Raw genomic sequence first — 26,630 nt, forward strand, 5'->3', positions numbered from 1 at the left:
CGTTTGGTTAATTCGTTCACCCACTGCCGGAAATACTAACACAGTCTCTGGGTTTTGCCCGTCAGGAATCAGTCACGGGCACCAGTCTGGTGCACGCGGTGTTCTCTAAACCCGGGTTTTCTCCCATTGCCGGTCCAGGCGTTTAACCGATACCGTCATCACCGTGCCCAGTTGCTGTGCAAAGAACGACACCCGGAACTCCTCCAGCATCCAGCGGTACAGCACAAGCTCCGGATCTCGAATCCCCTGCCGCTGCTGTTCGTCCCGCTTCACCGCGTAGCGGGACCAGAGGGGCTCAATGGTGTGAAGAAACTCCCGCTCACGGCCCATTTCCCGGGGCATTTTCTCAAGGCGAATCAGAGCGGCCTCAAAATAACGACCAAATTCCGCCAACCACTCTGGCGGCGTTTGCACCAGAAAACCGGGATAGACAAGGTTCTGCAACTGGAACTTCAGGTCGGCCATGCTGTTAGCCAGCGCCAGGTTGATTTTGCCTTTTAATTGCTTCGCCACTTTCTGGTAACCGGACATGGCCTGATACAGCCGTTCGTCTGCCTGCTCCAGGGTCGGAATGAAATCACCCCGGTGAGTGTCGAACACCTTGTCGAAATCCTCTGCCGTCCTTGGAATTTCGCCCGCGAGAAAATGCTGCATGGCTGTGGCCAGCAGCAGATCGTCCAACAACACTTTCGACTGGCCCACCGGCGCAAACATCAGCGCCGACTGCTTGAAACGAGGCAGTTTGCGTTCAAGATCATCAAGCGTCTTGCCGAACCGGTTGAGGATCAGGCGGGCAATGGCTTTGCGGGTGGTATCTTCAGCGGTCAGCCGATCCAGACAGCGTATCTGGCGCACCTGTTTGCCCAGATCCTCCAGGGCGGGATAAACGGTCACCTGCATGCCACCTTTTTCCGTCTGGACCTCTTCCGGCAGTGAACCGAACTGCCATTCGGTGTACTCGCCGCTCGGTTCTGCTGGCGAATCATCCTGTGTTGCCGAGGCCAGTGCCTGCTCAGCCTGACCTTCAAGCTGGTGTTGCAGATCGGCGGTCTCGCGACTCTCAGCTATGGTGCGACCGCCGTCGCCCATGACCCGCAGGTTCATTCGGAGGTGTTTGGGCAATTCCGAGTCGGACCAGGCCTCGGGATCAATCTGCACACCGGTCATGCGGCGCAACTGCTCACCGAGCTGAAGCGTCAGCGGCTCGTTGGAGGGTTGAAGATTCTCAAGAGCCGCATCCACAAAATCGGGTACCGGCACGAAGTTCCGGCGCAGAGCCTTGGGCAGAGATTTCACCAGGGCAATACACTTTTCCCTCAACAGTCCCGGAACCAGCCACTCCAGACGACGGGACGGAATCTGTTTGAGAGCCATCAGCGGAACCTGAAGCGTGACACCGTCTTTTTCGCTGGTGGGCTCGAATTCATAGCTCAGCGGATAACGCACACCCTCCCATTCCAGAAAGTCCGGATACAGGTCAGCGGCCTGGGCATCCACCGGGCGCTGAAGTATGTCAGCTTCGGTGAGCTCCAGTTCCTTCAACTGTTCAACCGACAGCCCCTTCCACCAGGTCTCGAAATGCCGACCACTGACAATGTCTGCAGGCAGGCGTTCGTCATAGAAAGCCACCAGTACCTCATCATCAACGAGCAGGTCCCGGCGCCGGGTCTTCTTCTCGAGATTCTCAACCGTATCGAGCATCTCGCGATTACGGGCGATAAAAGGCGCCTTTGACCGGTAATCACCCTCTACCAGCGCCCGGCGGATGAACAGGTTCCTGCATTCCGCCGGATCAACTTTGGCGTAGGGGATGCGGCGCTTGGCAACAATGTCCAGGCCGTAGAGGGTGACCTTCTCGTATCCCATCACCTGGGCACGCTTTTGCTCCCAGTGCGGTTCGAAATAGTGGTGTTTGACGATGTGACCGGCCAGGGGCTCGATCCATTCCGGCTGAATGGAAGCCACCACCCGGGCAAACACCCGGCTGGTTTCCACAATCTCGGTCGCGACTATCCACTTCGGACTCGTTTTGGCCACCTTGGAGCCAGGAAAGATCAACACTTTCCGGTTTCGTGTTGCCAGATATTCCTTCTTCTCCACTTTCACTGCGACCTGGCCCAGAAGACCGGCCAGAATCGCCTTGTGCAGGGCTTCGTAACTGGCGGCGTCCTTGTTCACCGTCAGCTTCTGTTCACGACAGATCAGAGTCAGTTGGCGATGGATATCCCGCCATTCCCGCATTCGCATCCAGCTCAGGAAACTTTTCTGGCAGACCTTTTTGAGCTGATTCTGGGACAGTTCCTGACGCTGCTCTTCATAGAAGTTCCAGACGTTCAGCAGAGTGACGAAATCCGATTCCTTGTCGTTGAACGGTGCATGAGCCTGGTCCGCTGCCTGTTGTTTATCCTGGGGCCGCTCCCTCGGGTCCTGGATACTCAACCCGGCAATAATCACCAGTGTTTCCGCCAGACTGCCCAGCTCTGCGGCCGTGACCAGCATCCTGGCCAGTCTTGGATCAAGGGGCAGCCGGGCCATGGTTCGGCCAAGCCGGGTGACGCGGCGCTTATCATCCACCGCGCCCAACTCTTCCAGGAGCTTGTAGCCATCGTTGACCTGGCGCTTGTCCGGCGCCTCAAGGAACGGGAACTGCCGGATTTCGCCCAGACCTGATGTGGCCATTTGCAGAATGACGGAGGCCAGGTTGGTTCGAAGTATCTCCGGATCGGTGTATTCCGGGCGATTGATAAAATCCGTCTCATCGTAAAGCCGGAAACAGATACCCGGCGCGACCCGCCCACAACGGCCCGCCCGCTGGTTGGCGCTGGCCTGGGAAATCGGTTCCACCGGCAGTCGCTGGATCTTGGAGCGCACGCTGTAGCGGCTGATCCTGGCCACCCCGGTATCGATCACGTAACGGATGCCTGGCACCGTCAAGGAGGTTTCCGCCACGTTGGTGGAGAGCACAATCCTTCGCCCCTTGTGGGACTGAAACACCCTGTTCTGCTCAGCATTGCTCAACCGCGAATACAGCGGCAGCACTTCTGTATGCCGCAGATCCACATGGCGCAACACCTTGCTGAGATTGCGAATCTCACGCTCGCCGGGCAGGAACACCAGAACATCCCCCGGCGGCTGTTTCTGGCTGCGCTCATGCTGCTCGATCTCGTCGAGGGCACCCAGAACGCCGTCCGTCCAGCCCTGATCCCGGTCGTCCTCATCTCCGGTCAGCGGCCGGTAGCGCACGTCCACGGGATAAGTCCGGCCGCTCACCTCGATCACCGGCGCCTTGTCGAAGAATTCGCTGAACCGTTCGACTTCGATGGTCGCCGAGGTAATGATCACCTTCAGATCCGGGCGCTTGGGCAGGAGCTGACGCAGATAACCGAGCAGAAAGTCGATGTTTAGACTGCGCTCGTGGGCTTCGTCGATGATGATCGTATCGTAGCGATCCAAAAACCGGTCGTGCTGAACCTCCGCCAGCAGGATCCCGTCGGTCATCACCTTTACCCGGGACTGCTCGGAGGTGTTGTCGGTGAAGCGAACCTGATACCCGATCTGCTGGCCGGTCTGCTCACCGATTTCCTCGGCAATTCGCGCTGCCACGCTCCGCGCCGCGATGCGTCGGGGCTGGGTATGACCGATCAGCCCCCGGATCCCCCGCCCGCTGTTCATGCAGATTTTTGGAATCTGCGTGGTTTTACCGGAGCCGGTTTCCCCGGCAATGATCACCACCTGGTTATTTCCGATGGCCTCACGAATGTCGTCGACCCGTTCGGAAACCGGCAAGCCCTCCGGAAAACTGGCCGGCTTGTGCAATGCGTGTCGCTGCTGCACCTTTTCCAGCCCACGCTCGAGCCATTTCGCCATTTTTTCCAGGTCTTTCTGGCCAGGCTTCCCTTTGGTGCGGGCAACCGTTTTAACGATGCGGGCGGCCTCCTGCTGGTTGCAGGCGTCCAGCTGCTCCATCATGGCCTTCACGGCCGCCTCGGCATCAGGTTTTGGAGTCGGTGTGCTCGGATTATCGGAACGGGTGTCTGTCATTGAATTGCCGGAATAGCGCTCACTCGGATTCGATTGGGCGACAGTCTATCGGGAAAGTCGGTATCTTAAAAACGGAAAAACCCCGCCGAAGCAGGGTTCTCCTTGATCAACTGCTGGAAAGGCTTACTTGTTGTTCGCCTCGTCACGCAGCTCACGGCGAAGGATCTTGCCTACATTGGTCTTGGGCAGTTCGTCCCGGAACTCGAACTGCTTGGGCACTTTGTAGGCGGTGAGCCGCTCGCGACAGAACTCCTTGAGTTCATTTTCTGTCACGCCCTCAGCCGTAGGCACCAGGTAAACCTTGACCGCCTCGCCGCTCTTGGCATCAGGTACGCCAACGGCCGCACACTCGACCACCTTGGGATGGCTGCTGACCACATCTTCAATCTCGTTCGGGAACACGTTGAAGCCCGAGACAATGATCATGTCTTTCTTGCGATCCACAATGCGGATGTAACCGTCTTCCTGGATCAACGCAATGTCGCCAGTACGCAGGTAGCCATCGTCGGTGAAGGACTTCTGGGTATCTTCCGGACGCTGCCAGTAACCGCGCATGACCTGTGGGCCTTTGACACACAGTTCGCCGGGCTCGCCCAGGGGCGTCTCATTGCCCTCTTCATCAATGGTTTTAACCTGCGTGGACGGAATCGGAAGCCCAATGGTGCCGATCTGAATAGCGCTGTGCGGATTGAAGGTCACCACAGGCGACGTTTCGGTCATGCCGAAGCCTTCGCAAATCTCACAGCCGGTTACCCGCTCCCACATTTTGGCGGTGTCGCTGGTCAGCGCCATGCCGCCCGATGAAGTCAGTTTCAGGCTGCTGAAATCCAGGTCCTGGAACTCTTCATTGTTGCAAAGCGCAACGAACAGTGTATTCAGGCCAAGGAATGCGGAGAATTTGTGGTTCTTCAACTCTTTCACAAAGCCCGGGATATCCCGCGGGTTTGGAATCAAGACGTTGTGAGCACCCGCCTCAAGCATGATGCCGCAGTTCAGGGTAAAGGAATAAATGTGATACAGCGGCAGGGGGGCAATCACCACTTCCTGCCCCTCAACCACCATGTCTTCCATCATCGGACGGGTCTGCAGCAGATTCGCAACCAGGTTGCCATGGGTCAGCATCGCGCCTTTCGCCACACCGGTAGTGCCACCGGTGTACTGGAGCACGGCAATGTCGTCCTGCTTGCACTCAACCGGAGTAAATTTCTCTCGGGCGCCGGCACTCAGAACGGCCGGCAGTTTGTGCGCCCGGGGCAGGTTGAAAGGCGGAACCATCTTTTTGACATGCTTGACCACCGCATTCATCAGGGTGCGCTTGATAGGCGAGTGCATGTCCGCAATTTCAGTCACAATGACATGCTCAATGCCGGTGTGCGGCAGCACTTTCTCGGCGTTCTCGGCCATGTTGGCCAGAACCACCAGGGCCTTGGCACCGGAATCATTGAACTGATGTTCCATTTCCCGCGTGGTGTAAAGCGGGTTGGTATTCACCACAATCAGGCCAGCTCGCATGGCACCAAATACAACCACCGGATACTGGCTGACGTTCGGCATCTGCACAGCAATACGGTCGCCAGGTTTCAGATCTGTCTTGTTCTGGAGCCAAGCCGCGAAGTTACGGCTCTGGGTGTCGAGGTCACGGTAAGTGAGCGTTGCGCCAACAGCACTGAATGCGGGACGGTCAGCAAATTTTTTGACCGACTGCTCGAACACATCCACCATGCTTTTGTACTTGTTCAGGTCCACCTCGCGGGGCACGCCGGCGGGGTATTTATCCTGATAGAACTGCTCAAAATCCATCACCATCTCCTGTTTGGCGCTTTTGATTGTAATGATTTACCAATGTCAAGTTGTTTAAAAAATCAACCCTACAAAAGTATCAGCCTCAAAAAAGTGGGGAGAGAATAGCAGTTTTGTAACCGATGAGGTAGTTTTCGAGACTCTGACCCGAACACCGACCAGAACACCTGTACTTTAATGCCAACAGCACGGAGCACGCGATGAGCGATACCCTTGATACTCTGGAGAATATCACCTACGACGAGCTGAATGAGGGCGACACAGCCACCTTCACGCGCAGCCTCACCGAGGATGAACTGGTGCTGTTTGCAGCGGTCTCCGGTGATGTAAACCCGGTACACCTGGACGCCGAATTTGCAGCCGGCTCCATGTTCAAAGAACGGATTGCCCATGGCATGTGGAGCGGCTCCCTGATCTCGGCGGCGTTGGCAACGGTTATGCCTGGCCCCGGTACCATCTACCTCGATCAGAGCCTGTCCTTCAAGCGCCCGGTGAAACTGGACGACACGCTCACCGTAAAGCTGAAAGTCCTTCGGAAAGAACCGAAAGGCCGGGTCGTGGTCGAGTGCGATGTACGCAACCAGAACGATCAGCAGGTGGTCACAGGAGAAGCGAAGGTGATTGCGCCATCGGAGAAAGTTTCTCTGCACAAGCCCCGGCTGCCCAAAATTACCATCGAAAACTGAGTTTCTTGCATCGGGCAGTTCTCACTGACTGCCCGATGAGCCGGTTCACCCGGGTAGGAAGTCAATCGGAAATCTGACCTTTCGTGCTTCAACACTGTCAGCCCCGAAATTGAACAGCCTCACCCGCATGGCAATCCGCTGCTCGAGTTTGGGATGTTCAAGCTCTGAGCTGACCACCTCACAGGCGGAGACGGAGCCATCGGGCTCGATGACCAGTTCGAGCAAAACCTTGCCTTCCAAAGTCGGGTCCTGCCGCAGTTCCCGCCGATACATGGAATAGAGCGCCGATTTCTGGGCATCGAAGACCTTCCGGATATTGCTCATTGCCCGTTCGCCAACCGATGGCTCGGCCTTTGCGGGTTTCGCAGCCACTTCCCGGGATTTTTCTTCGGGAGCCTCGACTGCTTTCACCTCATGCCCAGCCACAGCCACGGTGGTTTCAGGCGCCGGAGCGTCCTCAACACCACCACTTCCACTCAGGACTTGCTGGGGCTCCTCGGGAGAGTTTGTTGCGTCGACCACCTCCGACTGTGTGTTGACCGCAAACTCTCGGGCCTGGGTCGGTTCAGGCGACCGGAGTGAAGCAAGTTTGTCTTTCATGGCCAGCAGCCCGGATCGGGCCGCTTTTTCCCTGGCTTGCTCGGCGGTCTGTTTCTGCTCCGGCTCGGATATGGCCTTAGGTTTGGTTTCCGGATTCGGGGCAGGCTCAGGATCTGGCTCAGCCTTGGCCACCTCCGGTTTCGGCTGTATTGGTTTCTCTTTCACCACTTCCGGTTCTTGCTCGGGCTCGGGCTCACGTTCCGGTTGGACCGGCTCCGGCGGCATGACCGGTTTCGGCTTTTCCACCAGGCGCGCCAGCCGGGGCGGAACCTTCTCGGCCTCGCTGCGTTCAATTTCCGGCACTTCCAGCATCGGGACCAGGAACGCCGGCGGCAGAAACAGCGCCAACATCACCACCATAATAACTGCGAATCTTCGACGTTCGTCGAGGTCACTGCTCCATGGCAGCCCCGAACCCGCCAACGGGGAATGTGCGTTATCAGCCATTACGGACCTCCCCTTCCACGGCCAGACGCACCCGCCGATATTGTTCATCCACACAGGTCTGCATGACTTTGCGAAGCAGCCGATATTCGGTATTCCGCCCAGCCATAATGGTCACCTCAAGCCCCTCCTCCGGGATTTCGGACCAGCGATTACGGCGCCAGGAAAGCTCTTCCGAAAGGCCGGAAATATAGGTGTCACCGGTCTCGATACCCTCCAGTCTTGCCACTTCGCTGCCCTGAACCAGAATGGCATTGCCCGTTACCTGAACTGTCAGGCTCTCAACAGCCTCCTGTTGCGCCGTGGACTTGGGCAATGGCACATCTGCGGTGTTCTGCATCACTTTCACATCCGAGGAATTCACCATCAGGAAAAAAACCAGGATGGTGAAGATGTCCATAAGCGATACCAGGTTCAAACCACCGGGCTTGTGCATCCGGCCGTAATGCCGACGAATTCTTGTTGCCTTGCGGGACGTTTTCATGCCCCCTCCCCTGCTTCGGCACTGGCGTTTGCCGCAAGTTGTCTGCCTTCAGGCGCATCCATCAGCGAGACATCAGGAAACAGCTCCCCCTCCACCACGCTGGCCGCAACCACAGCCGGATACGAGCGAACGGTATCCATTGCCGTAACCAGTGTCTGGTAATCGATGTCCGGTCCTACCTCGAGCACCACGTCGGTTTTATCCGGCATCCGGTTCTTGATCTGGCGGAGAACCGCTCGGAGACCCTCGAAATTCTGCCCCTGCTGATCCACCGGAAGCACCCGGATCAGACCTCGACTACTGTCGGCGATCTCGATACCTTCCGGAATGAGGGTAACAACAAGCCGTAACTCCTCTGGCTCCGGCGTCTGCCCTGCTTCCATACCCGGAAAATTCAGCTCGATCATCCGGACCTGGCTGAACACCATGCCAAGCAACAAAACCGGAACCAACACAATCATGAGATTGAGAAAGGCGGTGATATCCAGTTCCGGCGATGTACTTAACCTGCGGTGACGGCGTCTCATGGCATATACTCAGGCAGCGGATGGCCGGGCGGCACTGCCCGCAACAGGGGTCGAACCAGAATCAGAGACCATGTTCAGCAACTTCACGCCGGCCATCTCGAAACTGTCCACAATCTCATTGGTCCGTGTTTGCAGTACTGCATGGAACATGAGCAGAGGGATAGCCGACATCAGACCGAAGGCTGTGGTATTCATGGCCACTGAAATACTCTCGGACAGCAAGCTGGCTTTCTGGGAAGGGTCTGCCGCCGCCACTGCGGTAAACGCCGCAATAAGACCAATAATAGTTCCCAGCAGGCCAAGCAGAGTGGCGATATTGGCCAGGGTCGCCAGGTATTGGGTGCGTTTCTCCAGGCGCGGCAGTACTTCCATCAAGCCTTCTTCCATGGCGTATTCAATATCCTCTCGCCGGCTGTTGCTAAGCAACCGGCCGATCCCGGCCCCCATGATCGAGGCAATCGCACTATCGGAATTAGTGGCCGCTTTCATGGCCCGCTGATAATCCCGCTTCCTGAGTAGCGGCAGAATGCCTTGCTCGAAGGCAATCCGGTTGCGCCGCCTCACCGCCGAGAGATAGAAGAACCGTTCCAGAGTAATGGCCAGCCCCAACGCCAGTACGATGGCAATGGGGTACATGAAAGGCCCGCCTTCCTGGAAAAAACGTACGATGGTGTCCAGCATGATTGTTCTCCTGTTATTACTGCGCAGTCACCGCCGAGCCCCCAAGGGGACTCAGGATCAGAGGGTTGAGGTTTTCGCGGAACAAACGGTGTCGCTCGAGGGCGACCGGATCGGCCGGGCGCACCAGTTCCGGCGCTTCATTATTCAGATCTGCCCTTGGTCTCCGTGGCAGGCTTGGCGCCTGCCAGGGCAATATGTAGAGTACCCGGGGCTCGTCTTCGCCAAGACTTGCAGACAGACCCTCAACACTGAGCCGGACCGTGTCATCCCCATCCGCCTGTACCGGGGTACTAACCAGTATCTGAAGGCCTGCAAACATCAGCACGGCAAAGACAGCTTTGGCGGTTTTTCGGATTTCAAACATTCATTCCAGCCTCCGTTCCAGATCCGCAATCCAGCCGGCCACTTGCTGGTCGTCTTCTTCCGTCAGCTCCCGGTAACGGCTGTAATGCACAAGGGCTGTTTCCAGATCCAGCAGATAGAGTTCAGCGATTACCGCCAAATTGAAATGCAGTTCCGCCACATCTGGTGAATAGGCGAGGCCTGTTTCCAACAACTTGGCCGCTTCTGCGAACTGGTGCTGGTCCTTGAGCACGAGCGCCAGGTTGTTCACGGTTACAGCGTTGGTCGGGTCCAACTCCACGGCTTTTTTCCAGGCCTTTACAGCCGTACCTTTCCGGCCCTCTTCGAAGGCCGTGCGACCTTCATTTTCAAACTTTGCGGCCAGTTCCGGATCTGTCTTGACCGACTCCTTCGGCTGTCGGATTTCCTGGCCGGCACAACCACCCAGCACCAAGAGCAAAAGGAGTACTGAGCGCAGTGCTGTTTTAGGAAACGGGTTAAACGCCATCTTTCGACCTCATGTTCCAACTGAGCCATTTGACGCTTCGCTCGTAACGGCCTGGATGCAGTTCCGCAAGAACGCCAAGGCTTCGCCCGATCCAGGCATCGTAGCCTTCCGTTGCAATCCGGCGGTGATTTTCGGTGTGTAGTTGAATCGCCTTTTCTTCGAAAGGGTAAGCCTCCTCTTCCAACAGCATCTGGTACTGCATGGCTTCAAGTTCATTCAGGTCCGAAGGGATGGTTGAGGCCATCAGGTCTTTGGCCAGGCCCCGGTAGAGCTCTGCCCTGCGGAACAAAGACTCAGATAGAACTCGCTCGCCACCGAGGGCTTCGGCATCGAGAAATCGCTGTCTGGCCGCTTCCAGGGCCTTCTGTTTGCGGTCCAATGATTGCTCCAGAGGCTGGCTCAGGCTGACACTGGTAAACACCGCTGCTGCCCGGGCGCCAAGCACCAGGGATGCACGGGATGACCACTCAAGTGTGTCTGCACTGTGCCAGGCACTGTCCAGCTCTGCCTGAACCAGGGCTTCCCGCCAGGAGTCCGGATCCTCACCCGTCTCTACCAGGCGATAACGGAATGACTGAAGCCGCTCGTGCTCAGATCCGTCGGCAGCTTTCGGACCCGTTGCAAGGTAATCCACGTAAAGGGCATTCCGTTCGGCAATATTTCCGGCCTCATTCAGCAATTCTGCGGCCCGCATCCGCAGGCCCCAGGGGTTGGCGCTATTGTCAGCGGCCTGAAGTAATTCTGATGCCGCCTGGCTCGGTTTATCGGACTGAATCCAGGCATGTACCAGCTTGTCACTGATACCCTCGGCCAGTTCGTGTTGCGGGTGGTCGGCACGAAACGCCTGCAGGTCCGCCACAGCGGCTTCCCAGTCTGATGCTTTCAACAAGGTATTGGCGGCGTCGTACCGTGCCCGAATGGCGATTTCCGAGCCGGGTAACACTGAATCAACCCGTCGGAAGTGACCTACAGCCTCTCTGAACCTGCCGCGAGAGACTGCCATCTCTCCCTGGCGAAAGACCGCCGTCGCCAGTTGCCGGCGAACGGCCGCGCGCTGGTCGTCGGTCACATCTTCTAGCTGATCGCCCTCCGCAAGATCCAGCGCCTGATTCCAGGCCCGCTCTGCCAACCCATACTCACCTTCCTTCTGGCGAATCCGGGCTGTCACCTGCCAGGCTGTATATTGCTCCGCCGGCGATGCCCCGGCTGCCGTGAGAACCTGCGACGCATAATCCAGTGCCCGCTCATGGTCGCCCACTGAAAGCCAGCGGGTGCCCAGATCCGCCATGAGACCGGAAATCCGACCATCATCGGCGAAACGCTCGTCAAAGCGATTGGCTTCGTTTGAGAGATCCTGCAGTTCGGGCCTGAATGCAGCAGTCGAGAGCTTTTGGTCGACACCATCTCTTAACAGGATGACTGCGGCCCAGGCAGCATCAGCCGCCTCGCTGTAACCGGGCGCTTCGTAGGCAGCCTTGCGAAAGTTCACGAGCGCCTTCGCAAACTGCCCTGCCTGAAGTCGAGCATCTCCAGCAAGGCGCTGGATCTCTCCACTCTGAGCTACCCTGGGCGACAGTCCTTCATAGTAGGATGCGGCATTTGCAAAGGCCTGACCAGAAGCTGCAACCTGCTCCTGCTCCGCCGCGCGTGCCCCCAGATCATAGTGATAGTCCGCCAGGCGCTTGCTGTAACTCCGCCATTTGTCTCGCTCGTCCCCATCCAGCTCAGCAAAGGCCGATTCCGCGCCATAAGTCTCGACGAATCGAGCCCGGGCAGCGCGAACCTGCTCGACGTCACCGGCTGCCTGCCAGACATCCACCACCTGCAACAGGAAGGCTGGAACCGAATTGTGATTTGGGGAATACTCAATGAAGGCCGTGTTGGCGGCGACACTGGCCCGGGTGTTGCCAAGGATGGCGTAATAGTCTGCAAGGCGGTCAAAAAGAAGGTGCTCCCAGGGACGCGGCCGTTCTCTATCCAGCCAGGAAATCAGGGTGTCCGGGCCACTGTTTCGTGCGGCCATCAATGCCAGGACACGGAAGGTATCGTCGATAGTATCAACGCTGGACTCACTGACCGACTCCAGGCTCTGTTCCTGCGGCAAAAACTCATCCAGAACCTCGACGAAGGTTGCGGCAGCCCTGTTCCAGGCAGACGGCCCCTGCTTGAACTGGCTCCAACCAAGCATGTATCTGGCCTTTGTGCTGAACTCTTCGCTGTCATCGGATGTAACCAGGTGCCGGTAGCCGTTTTCTGCCTCGGCGTACTGGCCAGCGGCAAAGGCGGATTCTGCCAATCGGAACCTTGCCTCCGGCACCAGAGGCGATTGAGGGTACAGCCCGATCAGCTGTTTCAGCCTCTGGATAGACGCACTCTGCTGCCCTGTCAGAGCATGGGCCTTGGCCATCTGGTAAAGCAGTTCATCCAGCCGGCCACTATAGGAGCCGCGCCCCAGAATCGACTCGTAACTGCTGATTGCCTCGCTGTAGACCCTTTCCTCTTCAGCCGGAGAGAACCCGATATCTTCACCTGAACGATCCCGGATATTGCTCAGACGGTTAAGGGCATCAATTCTCACCTCCGGTTCGTCGGATGTCCTGAACAGGCGGTGATAACGCCGGGCAACTTCCGAGGGCGAGATAGCCGGCATGGGCCGGCTTTCAAAGGTCAGGAAAACCGGACGCATATCCCCGATGGTCTCGCCGTCCCTGCCCAGCTCCACACGGAAGGATTCCTGAGCCATAGCCGGCGCAACCAGAAGCAGGGAGAGACAGAGGCTCTGGATCGGCCGGATCATGGCTTTGTTTCCTCCAGATTCTGGAGGGCAAGATATTCATACAGGTGAGCAATCTGTTGTTCAGTTTTGTCCAGTGCAAAGGCCATCTGCCGGTCCCTGGCCTCGACATAATCCAGAGCCAGGTCGTCCAGCGCCGTTTCAGATGCCTTGAGCAACTGATGAACAGACGAAGCAAGCGCTTCGTTGCGCTCTGTCAGCGCGGCGGCTGTGTGACGTAAACGTTCCAGGATTTCAGGTTGGCCCGATGCATTGCTCCTGACCTGACTTAACCGCACCTGAGCGTCCGAGAGAGTTTTCCGGAGGGCCTCGATACGGGCTTGCCCGCCGGGACCGTTGTTATCCGCGAGCCGCTGGAGCCGTGCACCGAGCTCTTCACCTTTAGCAATGAGATCAGCTGTGCGTTGCCTGGAGCCCTGATCGTGAATCCCGACCAGCTGTTCCGTCAGCGCTTCCTGAAATACCTCAAGGTCGTGCTCATAACGGTCCAGTCTCGCGGCCATCGAGCGAAGGGCTGCCACCCTCCCCGCAGCGTTCTGGGCATTCGTCTCTTCCAGGAATCCCAGGAGATAGGCCATCCTTGGCTGGGTCAGTGTGCGACTGTCTGCAAGAAACCAGTCGACCCCGGTTTCCCGGGCATCTTCCACCAGGGTTTTGTAGGCCCCTTGTTCGCGAATCTTCCCCGCCAGTTTGCGGAGAGTCACCCGCTCACTCTCAAAGGCAGCGTTGGCGGCCAGATAGGCTTCACCGGCCTGCCCGAGATAGCCGGAAAGGTCGTAGCCCCTGCCCATGCCAATCCAGGCGTCAGCGACACCAGGGTACGCCAGAGGATATTTCCGGGCCCGGTGCCAGCTCTGCATGGCGCCGCGATGATTGCCTTTTTCAGCCAGGGCGAGACCATGGAGATAAAGTGCCCTGGGGGTGTTAAAGCTATCGAGAGCGACCTTCTCAAGGAAGCTTATCGCCTTGTCAAACTCGCCATGCTGGTAAGCAAGGTAGCCCGCCCGGACCAGCAGATTATTCTTCAGGTGCTCGCTGCGACCGGAATTGTCGTCGCCCTCGGACATGGCTAACGCTACCCGCAGAGCAACCAGCGCCCTGGCCGGGTTGAGATCGGTTTTCGCGTAATCGCTGGCAAGATTGAGGTAACCCAGAGCCACCCAGTAGCCTTCTTTCATTCCGGCCAGGATTCGCCCGGCCTCATCGGTACGCCCCTCAGTTCTTGCCTTTTCCGCCGCTTCGAAGAGCGCTTGCTGTCGGCCATCACCAAGGTTGATGCCAACATCCCCGGCCTGTCGGAATTCCGTGAGGCCAGAACGAAGTTCGTCCGGCATTGACGGCGTAGCCGCTAAGGAAAACCCGCAGACAGTCAGAAGTACCGGAACCAGCAGGACCCGCAACACCATGACGCCCTACTCCCACTCCACGAAAGAAACCCGGGGTTCGTAATCGGGAGCCCGGGCTTCAAGGCTCAATTGCAGACGCAGAACGCCGGGGCGTTTTCTGAAACGGTGCGTGGATTCCCGACGCACAAAATCATCATCGGCAGAGCGAGCGGTAATGACCGTTTTCAACTCATGCTCGCCGTTTGCCAGATTCCCGGTGAACAACTGCTGTATTCCGCCCCGTTCAAGTGAAGCTCGCTCTCTGTCGGAATACAGGTGGGAGGCCACTGGCTGGCCATTCACGTACAGCTCGACGGAATCGAGATCGAGGGCATCCCGGCTTTGAAGTGTCAGAAAAACTGCCAGCCGGGTATTGGCTGGGTGCAGCACCTTTTGTTCGAGGGCAAACACGCGCTCGGAGTGACTGGCGACCTCGGCGCTCAGGCGTTCGAGCTCTTCATCAAGCCCGGCCGCTGGTATTGCTGGAGCGGTCAGCAATGCAAGAATAACGGATCCGATGGCCACTACCCTTCGATGTGCTATCCGGCGCCTTTGTGTTTGTTGTGTGCCGAACATAAGCCTCCTGCCTTTGCAGCCTCTGTAACTCATGAAAACTTCTGTAACAGATCGGCAGAAAGCGTAACACTTGGTAACCGCCAAGAACGGTATCCAGATCACCAAATGAAAAACGCGAGTTCGGCAGTTCGAAATTGAGAAGAGTGTCGAGTTATTTGACAGAGCTGGCAGGATATCGAAGCGCGAGCAAGATTACGGCGATAAGCTTTATTTTAAACGACTGTTTTAGCGGCTTTTAATTCAACTGGCCCTGTATTTGCACTTTGAAACTCGGCGGGAGTGCCTTAAGGTAACCCCGCTTGATATGCCGAGCTTTGCCGATGCCCTCAACCGCATCGGCTTTTTTTCGCCCTCACTGTATTCCAGGCATAAAAAACCCTCCACCTAGGAGGGTTTAAAGTCAATACTATGTCAATCTTCCTGTCAGGCGGCCTGCCTACGACGACGGGAAAAAGCCAAGCCTGCCAGACCAAGGCCGAGCAGGCCAATGGTAGCGGGCTCCGGAACCGGTTTTTCGGTAATTTCGCGGAAAAGTTTGTCCTTTATCGCTTGAGAAAAATCGTCCTCAAAATCGGCCGCAAACGTTGCAAATGCGTTGGGACCACCGATTACGTTATTCTTGAAGTAGTTCTCAAGAGAAAGGTTTTGAATCGCAATCGCATTGATGGTGGTTACGCCTGCCAACAACGCAGCATCCCGGGCAGCCGCAGGAGAAATGCCGGTGTTGTTCGTCCCATCGCCAGAGATGTCAATAACTTTGCGATCGCCCACATATTTGGCATTTGCCATATCGTTAAAACTAAACAGGCCTGCTGAATACTCGATAGCAGCTCCAACTCCCGTGGTGTTACCAAACGCTCGGTTCGTGCTGTTTATTGCACTTGCGAAAGCACTGGCACTGGCGGCACTGTCAATCAGAGTCCAGTCAACCAACTTTGCCTGTTGGTTGCTTGATGACCACTCCACATAGGTGACGGCAATACTACCGTACTTGCCGCTAGTAATAGCGCTCTGGATCGCTGCGTCATTAAAAGCGGCTATGTAACCCGCTTTTTGACCCGCATACTCGTTGCTATCCACACTGCCAGACACATCGACTGCAAGCACCAACTCCAGATCAACCTGGGTAGGAACTGCCTGCGCCACCCAGGGAAAGTAAGCTACCGAGGCCAATAACAGGACCCCGAAAATTTTCTTAAAAACGCTCATAATGATTCTCCATATCAAATTACGCTTTCTTGCGTTATTTTCGCCACTGACTCTGCGGCGTCGTTGCCTCGGAAGGCTCCAACCCGGGAAAAGCAATCCTTATTCCACATCCCATATGACTCTGTTTTTCCTCTTGAATCTCTTAGGACCCCGGAGCCAGAGTTCTAAAAATCCGGCTGCATTCGTAAAATATGTCGACACCATCATGTAAATTATTCGAGAACTTTTACGGAGTTTTTTCGCCCATTTGCCATTCTGGGGAAGCTGTAGTTAACTGAGACAGAACACCATCAAGCGCATAGGATTTGCCATGAAACTCCCAGAAAACCCGTTAAATTCCCTGCTGAAATTTGTTGGTAGCAAGCGCCTCACCACTTACAGTCTGACGGCACTGTGTTTATTACTCACATCAGCTGCGCTTGCCGGAGATGCGGAAAACGGAAAGGAGTTGAAAGCCATAACCGAAAAGCTCAACGCGGTGCCTGTTTATTTCCTTAAGCAGACGACCGGGGAGATCTATACCATTGATCCCGGAGTAGACGAAGCCTCTGTTGTGCCAGTCTTTTTTTACGCTGGCTCCGCCGAATCACTACAGGATGACCTGCTGACGAAAAAACCACCGGTTAAAACAACGGTTGTTCAGGAGGGTCTTGGTGAGATTTATTCGAGTATGAGAAATAGAGAGAAATCCGAGCTAAAACACGCTCTGATCGCAGATCCAGCCCAAGTTGATGCCGCTCGCAGAATCACGAATAACAATAGTTTTAATGAAACGCCAGTTTTCGCGGTTCGTATGAAGGATGGGAGTGGATTTTTGACTATGAAAAACGCCGACGGAACCCACTCGCTTCCGTTCTTCGTCGAGTCTCAACGGGCGTTCGCCGCGCTCAATCTGATGGTCAACCAAAACAACGATTTTGAAGGTAAGTTAGCTGTCTCAGCAATTCCATTGAGGACAGCAGTTGGCGATATGATTGATGGTCGCCTGGAAACTAAGAACGTACTTTTTATTCCGCCTCAGTAACGGGAGCCCCCTGAGGCTCCCTCTTGTCACTTGCTCAGTTGCTTCATGGCCGATTCGAGGCCTTCAACCGTTAGCGGGTACATGTGGTCGTTAACGAGTTGCTTCGTCATTCCCAACGATCCCCCATTGCCCCAGTAACTCTCCGGGAGCGGATTGATCCACACAACCTTCCGGAAATGTTCGGTGATGCGCTGGAACCAGGTGGCGCCCGCTTCCTCATTCCAATGCTCGATCGAGCCACCGGGGTGGGAGATCTCGTAGGGAGCCATCGTTGCGTCACCCACAAAGATCACTTTGTAGTCGGGCGTGTACTTGTGAAGGATGTCCCAGGTGCTGGTGGTTTCGTTCATGCGGCGGACATTGTTCTTCCAGACACTCTCATAGATGAAATTGTGGAAGTAAAAATATTCCATATGCTTGAACTCTAGCCGGGCAGCAGAAAACAGTTCCTCGCACACTCGGACGTGGGGGTCCATGGAACCGCCGACATCAAAGAAGATCAGCACCTTCACCGCATTGTGTCGTTCGGGCACCATTTTCAGGTCCAGATAGCCGGCATTGCGAGCTGTCGAACGGATGGTGTCATCCATATCCAGCTGGTCCGCCGCGCCCTGGCGGGCGAACTTCCGCAGTCGGCGCAGCGCCACCTTGATGTTGCGGATGCCCAGGGTCACGCTGTCGTCGAGATCCTTGAATTCGCGCTTTTCCCAGACTTTCACGGCCCTGCCGTGACGACCATTCTTCTGGCCGATCCGGAACCCCTCCGGGTTGTAACCGTTAGCTCCAAAGGGTGAAGTACCGCCGGTACCGATCCATTTGTTCCCGCCAGCGTGACGCTCCTGCTGCTCCTCCATCCGCTTTTTGAAGGTCTCAATCAGCTCCTCCAGGCCTCCGAGAGAATCGATCTTTGCCTTCTCTTCCTCAGACAGGTGCTTCTCGAACTCGGCCCGCAACCAGTCGTCCGGAATCAGGGCTTCAAGCAGGTCGTCGAGATTCTCGATTCCTTCAAAGTAAGCCTGGAACGCGCGGTCAAACTTGTCGAAGTGGCGCTCGTCCTTGACGAGGCAAAGACGGGACAGGTAATAGAACTCCTCCATATCCGCAAAGGCAAGCCGCTTCTGCAAGGCTTCCAGGAGATCCAGAAACTCTCTCAGGCTGGCTGGCACCCTCGCGCGCCGGACTTCAAGAAAAAAATCAATCAACATAGAACGTGACTCTTGCCAATGAGCTTGCCGAGAATCAGCTGCGACGACGGGCCATGAAAGCGAGCTTCTGCAGCAGGTGCACATCCTGCTCGTTCTTCACCAGGGCCCCGTAAAGCGGTGGCAGCGCCGAGCTGGTATCCTTCTCCTGCAACATTTTCGCAGACAGCTCATCCGCCATCAGCAGTTTCAGCCAGTCAATCAGCTCCGAGGTAGACGGTTTCTTCTTCAGGCCCGGCACCTTACGCACATCAAAGAAAACTTCCAGGGCATCGCGAACGATTTCCTGCTGCAAGCCCGGGAAATGTACGTCCACGATATTCTGCATGGTGTCGTGGTCCGGGAAGCTGATGTAGTGGAAGAAACACCGGCGCAGGAAGGCATCTGGCAATTCCTTCTCGTTGTTACTGGTGATCACCACGATCGGGCGTTTTTTCGCCTTCACCGACTGTTGGGTCTCGTAGACGAAGAACTCCATCCGGTCGAGTTCCAGCAACAGGTCGTTGGGGAATTCGATATCCGCCTTGTCGATCTCGTCGATCAGCAGCACCACCTGCTCGTCCGCCTCGAAGGCCTCCCAGAGCTTGCCCTTGACGATGTAGTTGCTGATGTCCTTGACTTTTTCATCGCCCAGCTGGGAGTCCCGCAGACGGGAAACTGCATCGTATTCGTAGAGACCCTGCTGAGCCTTGGTGGTGGACTTGATGTGCCAGGGAATAAGCCTCATGCCCAGGCCGGCGGCCATTTCCTCCGCCAGCAGGGTTTTCCCGGTGCCCGGCTCGCCTTTGATCAACAGCGGGCGCTGAAGCGCAATTGCTGCGTTGACGGCCATTTGCAGGTCATCGGTGGCTACGTATTTCTCGGTACCGGTAAACTTCATGCTCTGGTTCCTGTTGGTTACTTTTTCTGGTCTTTCTGATCGGGCTTTTTCTTCGGATCGTCTTCGGGCAATCCGGACTCATCCTGATCATAATCGGGTAAATCGTCGAACTCGGACAAATCGAAATCCTCAAGCCCGAACTCTTCCTCGTCATCTTCTTCCGGCTCGTCAGCGTCGGATGGATCGGCGACATCCTCCAACTCAGGGATATCCTCATCCGTCTCTGCATGCTCTTCTTCCACCGGCGTATCGGCCACTGGAATGTCCTCTTCCAGGTCATCGGCCGATTCCATTTCGGATTCAGAAAGCGCTTCATCTTCCGCTTTCAGAGTGGCCTCATGCTCATCAATCACGGCTTCCAGCTCGGACATATCATCTTCTGGCGCCTCCTCGGTGACCTCCGGAATCTCCTCGATTTCGGCATCCTCTTCCTGCTGAGGGCTTTCTTCCGGCTCAAGGCTTTCTGCTGGCTGAGGGCTTTCTTCTGGCTGATGGCTCTCCTCTTGCTGAAGATTGTCGTCCGCATCGCCGCTCGCCTCTGGCTCCGGTTGAGGCTCCTCCTGCAGATCCTCAAGCGTTTCTCGTTCTGCGGCGGCCTCTGCCTGCTCCTGCTGGCGTTGCTTCCGCTGGCGAAGTGCAAACCACACCAGGCCGCCGATCAGAACCACACCACCGCCAGCTGTAGCGACCATCCACAAGGGTACTGCAAAGGCGGTTTCGGTTTCTTCCGACTGCTCAGGCGCCGGCTCAGGCTCCTGTGTCGGCGGCGTCACCGGCTCCTCTGCCTGGCTTACATCGATGGGCGATGATATCGCAGGTTCAGGCTCGGATTGCTCCGGCTCGGATACGGGCGGCTCCGGCTCAGATTGCTCGGAGGCGGGCTCCGATTCAATTACCTCGGGCTCCACCTGTTCAAATGGCTGATCGGCAGGTTCCGTCCCTTCAGGTACCGTGAACCCGACAGTCGCACTGAACTTGCGGCTGAAGGTCTGGCCGTCGGCAACGACATCAAAAGTGTAGAGGCCAGCGGCCGGCAATCGACTCACCGTATCCCGATAGGTGCCATCTTCTGGCGGCTGTTCACCAGACAATACTTTGGTTCCGCTCCGGCCATCTTCCGAGGTGATACTGAGGCTGACCTCAATCACACCCAGAAAATCAGGATTGGTGATTTTCTCCCCTTCCTCGAAAAAACCAACCCGGATGTTCAGCGGGTCCTCTGCGGTAAACGACGGTGGTAGTGGATTAACCACCATCCTGAGATCGCTGACCACCGTTACCCGGCTGCCCTCGCCCAGCTCGCCATTGATACGCCATTGCCCGGCCAACGGCTCATTGACCGTGATCAGGTCATAGCCCGCTTCCCTGGCCCAGCGGACATTATCGGGAAATTCAGAAAGATTGACGGTCTGCTCATCCGGGCGCACCAGGGCAAGCTCCCGTGTTGCGGAGGTCTCGGACTCGCCCCAGAAAATCAGGGCGGTAAATTCACTGACGCCCTCGTCTACAGTGAAACCGTTGCCCTCAATCGGAATCTGCTCCTGGGGTACCGCGGTGTTCAGGGCCTGGAGAAACGCCAGGTTCAGTGCATCCGCCGTATCGGCCACCTGGAAACGGCCACCGGATTCCGTCGCCAACGCCTTCAGAAAGTCAGTATCGGCAGCCTCTGACAGGGCTACAGGGTGAAACGTGGCGCCCCGCTCGATGAGATCCGCCACAATCCTGTCCAGAATCCGTTTTTCTTCTGCCGTATTGGCGGCGGCATCGTCGGAGATATCGACCTTGCCATCAGTTAGCAGGATAAAGTGGGTCTGCCCCAGATCGCCATCCGTGAAATAGTCATCGCTTGCCGTCTCAATAGCCGCGCCAAGGTTGGTTCTGAGGGCAACGGAATTGATCTGCGCGGAACGCTGGATGGCCATATCCCGCCAGGTATCGGTCACCTCCTGGTGCGGCACCAGCATGTTGACGTACTGTCCGAACGTCCAGACACCGGCACTGGCTCCCTCTGGCAATAGCCGGGCGAGCAAACGAACGGCAGGTTGACGCAGATTCTCCGGATCGGTCTCTTTCATGGAACCCGAGATATCGACAATGATCCGCACGTCCGACTGTTCTGGCAGTTTAACGTCGTCGCTCTCCTGGGCGCCAAGCCCGCCAGACAAGCTGAGCGCGAGAAAAGCCGCGAACAGGCCCAACCATCTCGATGTCATCTCTCTCAAGGCATCCATCCTTTTATTGTTTTCCCGATTTACTTGCTAACCAGGCGGTAACGAACCAGATCCAGTACCCAGACCAGCAACATTACCAATCCAGCCAGACCGAGATTGAACAGCGCCCGGCCTGAAGCGTCGGCGTCGCCGAGAATCATTTCGTAACCGCCAAACAGCCAGGCCGGAATCCACCAGCCGGCCAGTTCCGGCGACTCCACCGGGGTAAGCAGCAAGGCCACCAGGGCTGCAAGAATCAGGGTACGAACCCCGTAAAACGGAAGGAAACGCACAAGGCTCTTCATCATGTAAAAGAATACGACAAAGGCGATGGCGTAGGCGGCCCAGAATATCCCGTAGGCCAGTTGTGCATCAGTATCAATCATCACAGGATCCAGTGAATGATGTGTTCTTCCCAGTCTTCTTCCGGCACGCGGTCCTCTGAGATGACCTTGTGGCGAATCGAAACACCTGCCTCGTGTACGGAGCCCGGATCCCCGCTTCGCAGAGGATGCCAGTCGGCCAGCGGCCGGTCTTCAGCCAACGTTCGGTAGGCGCAGGTATATGGCAACCAATGGTAGTCGCTGACGGTATCCGGTGTCAGCACTGTGCAGCCCGGCACTTTCTTTAGCCGTTCTTCATAAACGGTGCACTGGCAGGTTTCCTCGTCCATATAACGGCAGACAAGGTCGGTGTGGTAAACCTCACCGGTGTCTTCGTCTTCCAGTTTGTTGAGGCAACACTTGCCGCAACCGTCGCAGAGAGATTCCCACTCCTGCGCCGTCATCTCATTCAGGCGTTTACGCTGCCAGAACGGCACCTGGGCAATCATGGATTGCGCTGCTCCAGCTTACGCTTGAAGTCCACCACATAGTTTTCCTGCTCTTCCGGCATCTGCAGAAAAAAGTCCTTCTCGTCGATCGCTTCCAGAACCTGCTTTCCAGTGGTTCGTGCCAGCTTACGGTCGGGTGTCAGCACGAGGTCCATGGAGTGGACCGGCTGCCCGAAGATACCCCGGAGGCTCTCGGGAAGATCCTCCCAGTTCTGGCCTCGGCGAACGAAAAGGTAGGTGTCGTTCTTCTTGCTGCTGCGGAAAACGGAAACGAACTCTCGCTCTTTCATGACTTCAGCAATTCCTCGATATCAGCGCGAACCGGCGCGAGAACTTGCGCCCGCCAGCCCTGGAAAAATTCATGTTTCGCCAGATCGGGATGCTGCACAACCTTCTCAAGACGCTTCCTGGGCGCCAGCAATTCCATCGGAATATCAGCATCTTCTGAAGCTTTCCTGAAAAGACGCTTTAACTTTTTGAAGAAGCCCTGCTGATCCCGTGATAATGGTGGCGCGATCCTCTCAAGGGAGGAATTATCCGCGGTCGCCCCCCGGCTAACAAGCTCAAGGATGGTTTCACCGTATCGGCGGACAGCGCCGGAAGGGACACCCTGAATGTTGGAAAGCTCCTTGAGTGAACCGGGCAGCCTTTCCGCAATGGCAATCAATAGAGGGTCAGCCAGCACCCTGTTCCTCGGCCGGTCCCGCCGCTGACATTCCAGTTCGCGCCAACGAACCAGTTCTCTGAGCACCCCCTGCTGCTGGGCAGAAAGCGTCCAGCCTCCGCGCAGCTTCAGGTAATGGTTGTCCGGATCTTCCTGCCCTGCCAGCTCATCGGCAAAACGAGCCGACTCCTCCACGAGGGCCGCCTCCAGCCCGCGATCACGCAATAATTGGCTAACCCACTGGTACATCGGCTCCAGAAAACGGATATCGTCGATCGCATAGCGTTGCTGGTCGTCGCTCAATGGTCTTGCCAGCCAGTCGGAGCGGGTGGCGGACTTGTCCAGCGTCTCGCCAAAAAGAGTTTCCACCAGCCTGGCGTAACCGAGGGAAAACCCGGCTCCGGCCATTGCAGCACCAATTTGAAGGTCTATCACACCGGCAGGCTCAATGTTGAGCCACTGGCGGAACAATTCCAGGTCTTCGCTCATGGCGTACAGGAGCTTAGGGGTGCCCGGATCTGCCAGTATTTCCCGGAAACGTCGGGATTTCTCCGCAACGGAAGGGTCCACCAGGCAGAACTCACCACCAAGTCCCAGCTGAACGAGGCCCGGAATCGGGTAGAAGGTGTTTACCCTCTCGAATTCAGTGTCCAGAGCCAGAGGTTTGCCAGGTGATCGTTCTAGCCATTGGTCCAGCGCTTCCGGCTCCCGGACCCAATGAATGCTGGCCGGGGCCGGGGGAACGTCAACAGCCATCGAGGCGTGAGCAGAAATATCCATAAACGTGCCTGGTAGGATTATTCGTTCTGGTTCAATCGGAGAGCGGCTTGCGGCCACGGAATGCGTGCGTCAGGGTAAATCCGTCAACATAGCCCAGCTCGCCACCCACCGGAATGCCATGGGCCAGCCGGGTAATCAAGATCCCCCGGCCATCAAGACGATCCGCTATGTAATGGGCGGTAGCCTCGCCTTCCACGGTCGGGTTGGTCGCCAGGATCAGTTCCGTAACACCTTCGTCGCGGATCCTTTTCAGCAGGCGTTCGATGCCGATTTCTTCAGGCCCCACGCCATCGATGGGCGATAGGTGTCCCATCAGGACGAAGTAACTTCCCCGGTAATCGCCCGCCTGCTCAATGGCCAGCAAATCCGAGGGACTTTCCACCACACAAAGGGTCCCGGTGCGTCGCTGAGGATTTTCACAGATGCCGCAGATTTCGGTGTCCGCAAAGTTCTGACAGCTTTCGCAGCGACGTACACCGGTCATGGCCTGGCTCAATGCCTCGGAAAGCCGGGTACCGCCCGAGCGGCCACGCTCGAGCAAATGGAAAGCCATGCGCTGGGCAGTTTTCTGACCAACACCGGGCAGGCAACGAAGGGATTCTACAAGCTCATCAACCAGCGGGCTGAACGCCATGAAAGGTCCTCAAACGACGGCAGGGTAAAATTCAGAACGGCATTTTGAAGCCGGGTGGCAGGCCCATGCCCGACATCATACCGGACATCTTCTCCTTCTGGTTTTCCTCAACGCGGCGAACGGCATCGTTCACTGCAGCGGCGAGAAGGTCTTCCAGGATGTCCTTCTCCTCAGACATCAGCGATGAGTCGATGTCCACTTTACGAACGTCGTGGCGGCCATTCATGGTAACCTTGACCAGACCGGCACCGGCTTCGCCAGTCACCTCTGCCTTGGCAATTTCCTCTTGGGCCTTCTGCATCTCTTCCTGCATTTTCTGGGCTTTCTTCATCATATCGCCCATATTGTTCATCATAACTTATCTCCTGCTTGTCTCGGCCGGTCGGATACTCTCTTCGACTACCCGCGCCTCGAATCGTTCAACAATAGACTTTACGACCGGATCCTGGCGAATGGACGCCTCCGCCGCTTCCTGGCGGGCCTTCCGCTGGCGTTCCTCATAAGCCGCAGGCGTATGGGGGCCGGGATTACCGTGCTCAGTACGTAACTGAATGGAGTCGCCAAAGCGGTTTCTCAAGGCAGCGAGAATCTTTTCCTCGTGCCGGCTGTTCAGCAGCCGGGCGTGGCCCTCGTCGATTGTCAGGGTAATCACATCCCCATCCCGCGACATGGCGCCGTGACTGGCGAGATTACCGGGCATACCAACAATGCCCAGACTCCGGAAATCCCGGTGCCAGACAAATTCGCCCTCCGGCACAGGCTCTTGCTCAACTGCTGATTCTACCGCTGGTTCAGGCGCTGGCTCCGGCTCCACGAACGCGGGCTCCGGAGCCGGCGCAGGCTGATCAACCGGCTCGTCGGCGACGTCAGGTGGCGGCTCTTCCGTCACCGGCGCGTCATCGCTTAGAGGGTAGTTTTCTTCATATTCTCCAACTGCCTCGGCCTGGGCATCAAGACTGGCCAGCCAGGATGCATCCTCCTGCGCAACAGGCGGGGCGGCCGGCATTTCGGGCTCGGGCTCATGTGTGGGTTCCGGTTCCGGCTCTGGCTGTGCGGGAGCTTGGCTGGCCTCTCGAACCGGCTCCTCAGCTACTTCCGTCTCCGGCTCAGACTGTGGCTGCTGCGTTTCAGGCTGTTCTGATTCTGATTGTGGTCTCGGCGCCGGGTCGGGCTCATCCCGTGGCTCGGAGGCGACAGACTGACCACCAGAACTTATAGCGGGCGGCTCTCGCCGATCAGCACCAGGCCTGAAGGCAAGCATGCGGAGCAGGGTCATTTCGAAACCCATACGTGCATCCGGCGTAATGGTCAGGTCTTTCCGGCCGATCAGTGCAGACTGGTAGAAAAGCTGGGCGTCCTCGGCACTGAGCTTGCGAGCCAGGGCCTGGACTTGCTCGGCATCACCCAGCGCGTTATCGGCACTGCCCGGAACCACCTGCTCCATGGTGACCCGGTGGAAGAGCGACAGCAGATCGGCAAGAATCACACTGTAATCCGGCGCAAAATCGGAAATCCGGCTGATTTCCGACAGCAATGCCGGGCCGTCCTCCTCAACGAGTGCATCAACGATGCGCTCAATATCCCGCTGATCAATGGTGCCCAGCATGTTGCTGACATCACTGGCCGACAGCTTCTGGTTACCGAAAGCGATTGCCTGGTCGGTCAAGCTCAGGGCATCACGCATACTGCCATCGGCAGCCCGGGCCAGCAGCCACAGGGCCGGCTCCTCAAATGGAATATCCTCGGCACCCAGTACATGGCGGAGGTGGCCAGCGATATGCTCCGGCGTCATTCGCTTGAGGTTGAATTGCAGGCACCGGGACAACACCGTAACCGGCAGCTTCTGGGGATCCGTCGTCGCCAGCAGGAACTTGACGTGTTCCGGTGGCTCTTCAAGCGTCTTCAGGAAGGCATTGAAGGACTGATTCGTCAGCATGTGCACCTCGTCAATGAGGTACACCTTGTAGCGACCGCGAGTAGGTGCGTACTGGACGTTATCGGTCAGTTCCCGCATATCATCCACGCCGGTGCGAGACGCCGCGTCAATCTCGATCAGATCCACAAACCGGCCTTCCTGGATTTCGTGGCAACTGGAGCATTCACCGCAGGGATTGGGCGTGACGCCGGTTTCGCAGTTCAGGCAGCGGGCGAGAAGCCGACCAATGGTGGTCTTGCCTACCCCACGGGTACCCGTGAACAGATAGGCGTGATGAAGACGCTGGCTTTCCAGGGCGTGGATCAACGCCTGGAGCACGTGTTCCTGGCCCACCATATCCTCGAAGGTGCGTGGGCGCCATTTACGGGCAAGTACCTGGTAGCTCATGTTT

At 56.9% G+C, this 26,630-nt stretch carries 24 protein-coding genes; 2 read left to right on the forward strand and 22 right to left on the reverse strand.

Annotation, left to right across the window (positions count from 1 at the left end):
• Nucleotides 1–105 precede the first annotated feature (105 nt).
• Together hrpA and WA411_RS06835 are read right to left on the reverse strand one after the other, a co-directional pair.
• Nucleotides 106–4,041: an ATP-dependent RNA helicase HrpA gene (gene hrpA / locus WA411_RS06830; protein ID WP_291910229.1), complete on the reverse strand. Its 3,936-nt coding sequence runs from the start codon at nucleotides 4,039–4,041 to the stop codon at nucleotides 106–108.
• Between the two features lie 123 nt (nucleotides 4,042–4,164).
• Nucleotides 4,165–5,841, reverse strand: a complete 1,677-nt coding sequence (locus WA411_RS06835; RefSeq protein WP_291910231.1) for a long-chain fatty acid--CoA ligase — start codon at nucleotides 5,839–5,841, stop codon at nucleotides 4,165–4,167.
• Nucleotides 5,842–6,041: 200 nt separating this feature from the next.
• On the opposite strand from WA411_RS06835, the gene WA411_RS06840 reads away from it, so the two are divergent.
• Nucleotides 6,042–6,527, forward strand: coding sequence for a MaoC/PaaZ C-terminal domain-containing protein (locus WA411_RS06840; protein ID WP_291910233.1), 486 nt, complete (start codon nucleotides 6,042–6,044; stop codon nucleotides 6,525–6,527).
• 45 nt (nucleotides 6,528–6,572) lie between these two features.
• Here WA411_RS06840 and WA411_RS06845 read toward each other — a convergent pair whose 3' ends face one another.
• From WA411_RS06845 to WA411_RS06890, 10 genes are all read right to left on the reverse strand, one after another.
• A complete protein-coding gene (locus tag WA411_RS06845) occupies nucleotides 6,573–7,574 on the reverse strand; it encodes an AgmX/PglI C-terminal domain-containing protein (protein WP_291910235.1) in 1,002 nt (333 codons plus the stop codon).
• Nucleotides 7,567–8,055 carry an ExbD/TolR family protein gene (locus tag WA411_RS06850; protein WP_291910237.1) on the reverse strand — a complete coding sequence of 163 codons (489 nt, stop codon included), beginning with the start codon at nucleotides 8,053–8,055 and terminating at the stop codon, nucleotides 7,567–7,569. Before WA411_RS06850 ends, WA411_RS06845 begins: the two co-directional genes overlap by 8 nt.
• Nucleotides 8,052–8,582, reverse strand: coding sequence for an ExbD/TolR family protein (locus WA411_RS06855; RefSeq protein ID WP_291910239.1), 531 nt, complete (start codon nucleotides 8,580–8,582; stop codon nucleotides 8,052–8,054). Before WA411_RS06855 ends, WA411_RS06850 begins: the two co-directional genes overlap by 4 nt.
• Nucleotides 8,583–8,591: 9 nt before the next feature.
• The gene (locus tag WA411_RS06860; protein WP_209397174.1) at nucleotides 8,592–9,263 is read right to left on the reverse strand and encodes a MotA/TolQ/ExbB proton channel family protein; all 672 of its coding nucleotides are present in this window, start codon (nucleotides 9,261–9,263) and stop codon (nucleotides 8,592–8,594) included.
• A 16-nt stretch (nucleotides 9,264–9,279) separates the two neighbouring features.
• Nucleotides 9,280–9,627, reverse strand: coding sequence for a hypothetical protein (locus tag WA411_RS06865; protein WP_291910241.1), 348 nt, complete (start codon nucleotides 9,625–9,627; stop codon nucleotides 9,280–9,282).
• On the reverse strand, nucleotides 9,628–10,113 hold the full coding sequence (locus tag WA411_RS06870) for a tetratricopeptide repeat protein (RefSeq protein ID WP_291910242.1): 486 nt from the start codon (nucleotides 10,111–10,113) through the stop codon (nucleotides 9,628–9,630).
• The gene (locus WA411_RS06875; protein ID WP_291910244.1) at nucleotides 10,103–12,910 is read right to left on the reverse strand and encodes a tetratricopeptide repeat protein; all 2,808 of its coding nucleotides are present in this window, start codon (nucleotides 12,908–12,910) and stop codon (nucleotides 10,103–10,105) included. The genes WA411_RS06870 and WA411_RS06875 overlap by 11 nt, the downstream gene beginning before the upstream one ends.
• Complete coding sequence (locus tag WA411_RS06880; protein WP_291910246.1) at nucleotides 12,907–14,313, reverse strand: tetratricopeptide repeat protein; 1,407 nt, start codon at nucleotides 14,311–14,313, stop codon at nucleotides 12,907–12,909. The genes WA411_RS06875 and WA411_RS06880 overlap by 4 nt, the downstream gene beginning before the upstream one ends.
• Nucleotides 14,314–14,319: 6 nt before the next feature.
• Nucleotides 14,320–14,868 carry an AraC family transcriptional regulator gene (locus WA411_RS06885; protein WP_291910248.1) on the reverse strand — a complete coding sequence of 183 codons (549 nt, stop codon included), beginning with the start codon at nucleotides 14,866–14,868 and terminating at the stop codon, nucleotides 14,320–14,322.
• Nucleotides 14,869–15,291: 423 nt separating this feature from the next.
• Complete coding sequence (locus tag WA411_RS06890; RefSeq protein WP_291910250.1) at nucleotides 15,292–16,077, reverse strand: DUF1194 domain-containing protein; 786 nt, start codon at nucleotides 16,075–16,077, stop codon at nucleotides 15,292–15,294.
• 310 nt (nucleotides 16,078–16,387) lie between these two features.
• Here WA411_RS06890 and WA411_RS06895 point away from each other — a divergent pair, with 310 nt between their 5' ends.
• Entirely contained in the window at nucleotides 16,388–17,101 is a 714-nt protein-coding gene (locus WA411_RS06895; RefSeq protein ID WP_291910252.1) for a Tic22 family protein, read from the forward strand.
• Between the two features lie 26 nt (nucleotides 17,102–17,127).
• On the opposite strand, the gene WA411_RS06900 is transcribed toward WA411_RS06895, so the two are convergent.
• From WA411_RS06900 to dnaX, 10 genes are read right to left on the reverse strand one after another with little or no spacing between them, the layout of a single operon-like run.
• Nucleotides 17,128–18,306, reverse strand: coding sequence for a vWA domain-containing protein (locus tag WA411_RS06900; RefSeq protein ID WP_291910254.1), 1,179 nt, complete (start codon nucleotides 18,304–18,306; stop codon nucleotides 17,128–17,130).
• A 34-nt stretch (nucleotides 18,307–18,340) separates the two neighbouring features.
• Nucleotides 18,341–19,183 carry an AAA family ATPase gene (locus WA411_RS06905; protein WP_153637395.1) on the reverse strand — a complete coding sequence of 281 codons (843 nt, stop codon included), beginning with the start codon at nucleotides 19,181–19,183 and terminating at the stop codon, nucleotides 18,341–18,343.
• Between the two features lie 17 nt (nucleotides 19,184–19,200).
• Nucleotides 19,201–21,414: a VWA domain-containing protein gene (locus tag WA411_RS06910; protein ID WP_291910257.1), complete on the reverse strand. Its 2,214-nt coding sequence runs from the start codon at nucleotides 21,412–21,414 to the stop codon at nucleotides 19,201–19,203.
• A gap of 20 nt (nucleotides 21,415–21,434) precedes the next feature.
• Nucleotides 21,435–21,779, reverse strand: coding sequence for a hypothetical protein (locus WA411_RS06915; protein ID WP_291910259.1), 345 nt, complete (start codon nucleotides 21,777–21,779; stop codon nucleotides 21,435–21,437).
• Complete coding sequence (locus tag WA411_RS06920; protein WP_069183497.1) at nucleotides 21,779–22,225, reverse strand: YcgN family cysteine cluster protein; 447 nt, start codon at nucleotides 22,223–22,225, stop codon at nucleotides 21,779–21,781. The genes WA411_RS06915 and WA411_RS06920 overlap by 1 nt, the downstream gene beginning before the upstream one ends.
• The gene (locus WA411_RS06925) at nucleotides 22,222–22,515 is read right to left on the reverse strand and encodes a YcgL domain-containing protein (protein ID WP_291910261.1); all 294 of its coding nucleotides are present in this window, start codon (nucleotides 22,513–22,515) and stop codon (nucleotides 22,222–22,224) included. Before WA411_RS06925 ends, WA411_RS06920 begins: the two co-directional genes overlap by 4 nt.
• Nucleotides 22,512–23,669: a ribonuclease D gene (locus WA411_RS06930; RefSeq protein ID WP_291910263.1), complete on the reverse strand. Its 1,158-nt coding sequence runs from the start codon at nucleotides 23,667–23,669 to the stop codon at nucleotides 22,512–22,514. Before WA411_RS06930 ends, WA411_RS06925 begins: the two co-directional genes overlap by 4 nt.
• Nucleotides 23,670–23,700: 31 nt before the next feature.
• Nucleotides 23,701–24,303 (reverse strand): recombination mediator RecR, encoded by a 603-nt coding sequence (recR, locus tag WA411_RS06935; RefSeq protein ID WP_291910265.1) that lies wholly within the window; start codon nucleotides 24,301–24,303, stop codon nucleotides 23,701–23,703.
• A gap of 31 nt (nucleotides 24,304–24,334) precedes the next feature.
• Entirely contained in the window at nucleotides 24,335–24,658 is a 324-nt protein-coding gene (locus WA411_RS06940) for a YbaB/EbfC family nucleoid-associated protein (RefSeq protein ID WP_053115401.1), read from the reverse strand.
• Between the two features lie 3 nt (nucleotides 24,659–24,661).
• Nucleotides 24,662–26,626, reverse strand: coding sequence for a DNA polymerase III subunit gamma/tau (gene dnaX / locus WA411_RS06945; protein WP_291910269.1), 1,965 nt, complete (start codon nucleotides 26,624–26,626; stop codon nucleotides 24,662–24,664).
• Nucleotides 26,627–26,630: the final 4 nt, after the last annotated feature.

This window comes from Marinobacter sp. CH_CUG1437-1, from assembly GCF_037029655.1.
Taxonomy (GTDB): Bacteria; Pseudomonadota; Gammaproteobacteria; order Pseudomonadales; family Oleiphilaceae; genus Marinobacter; species Marinobacter salsuginis.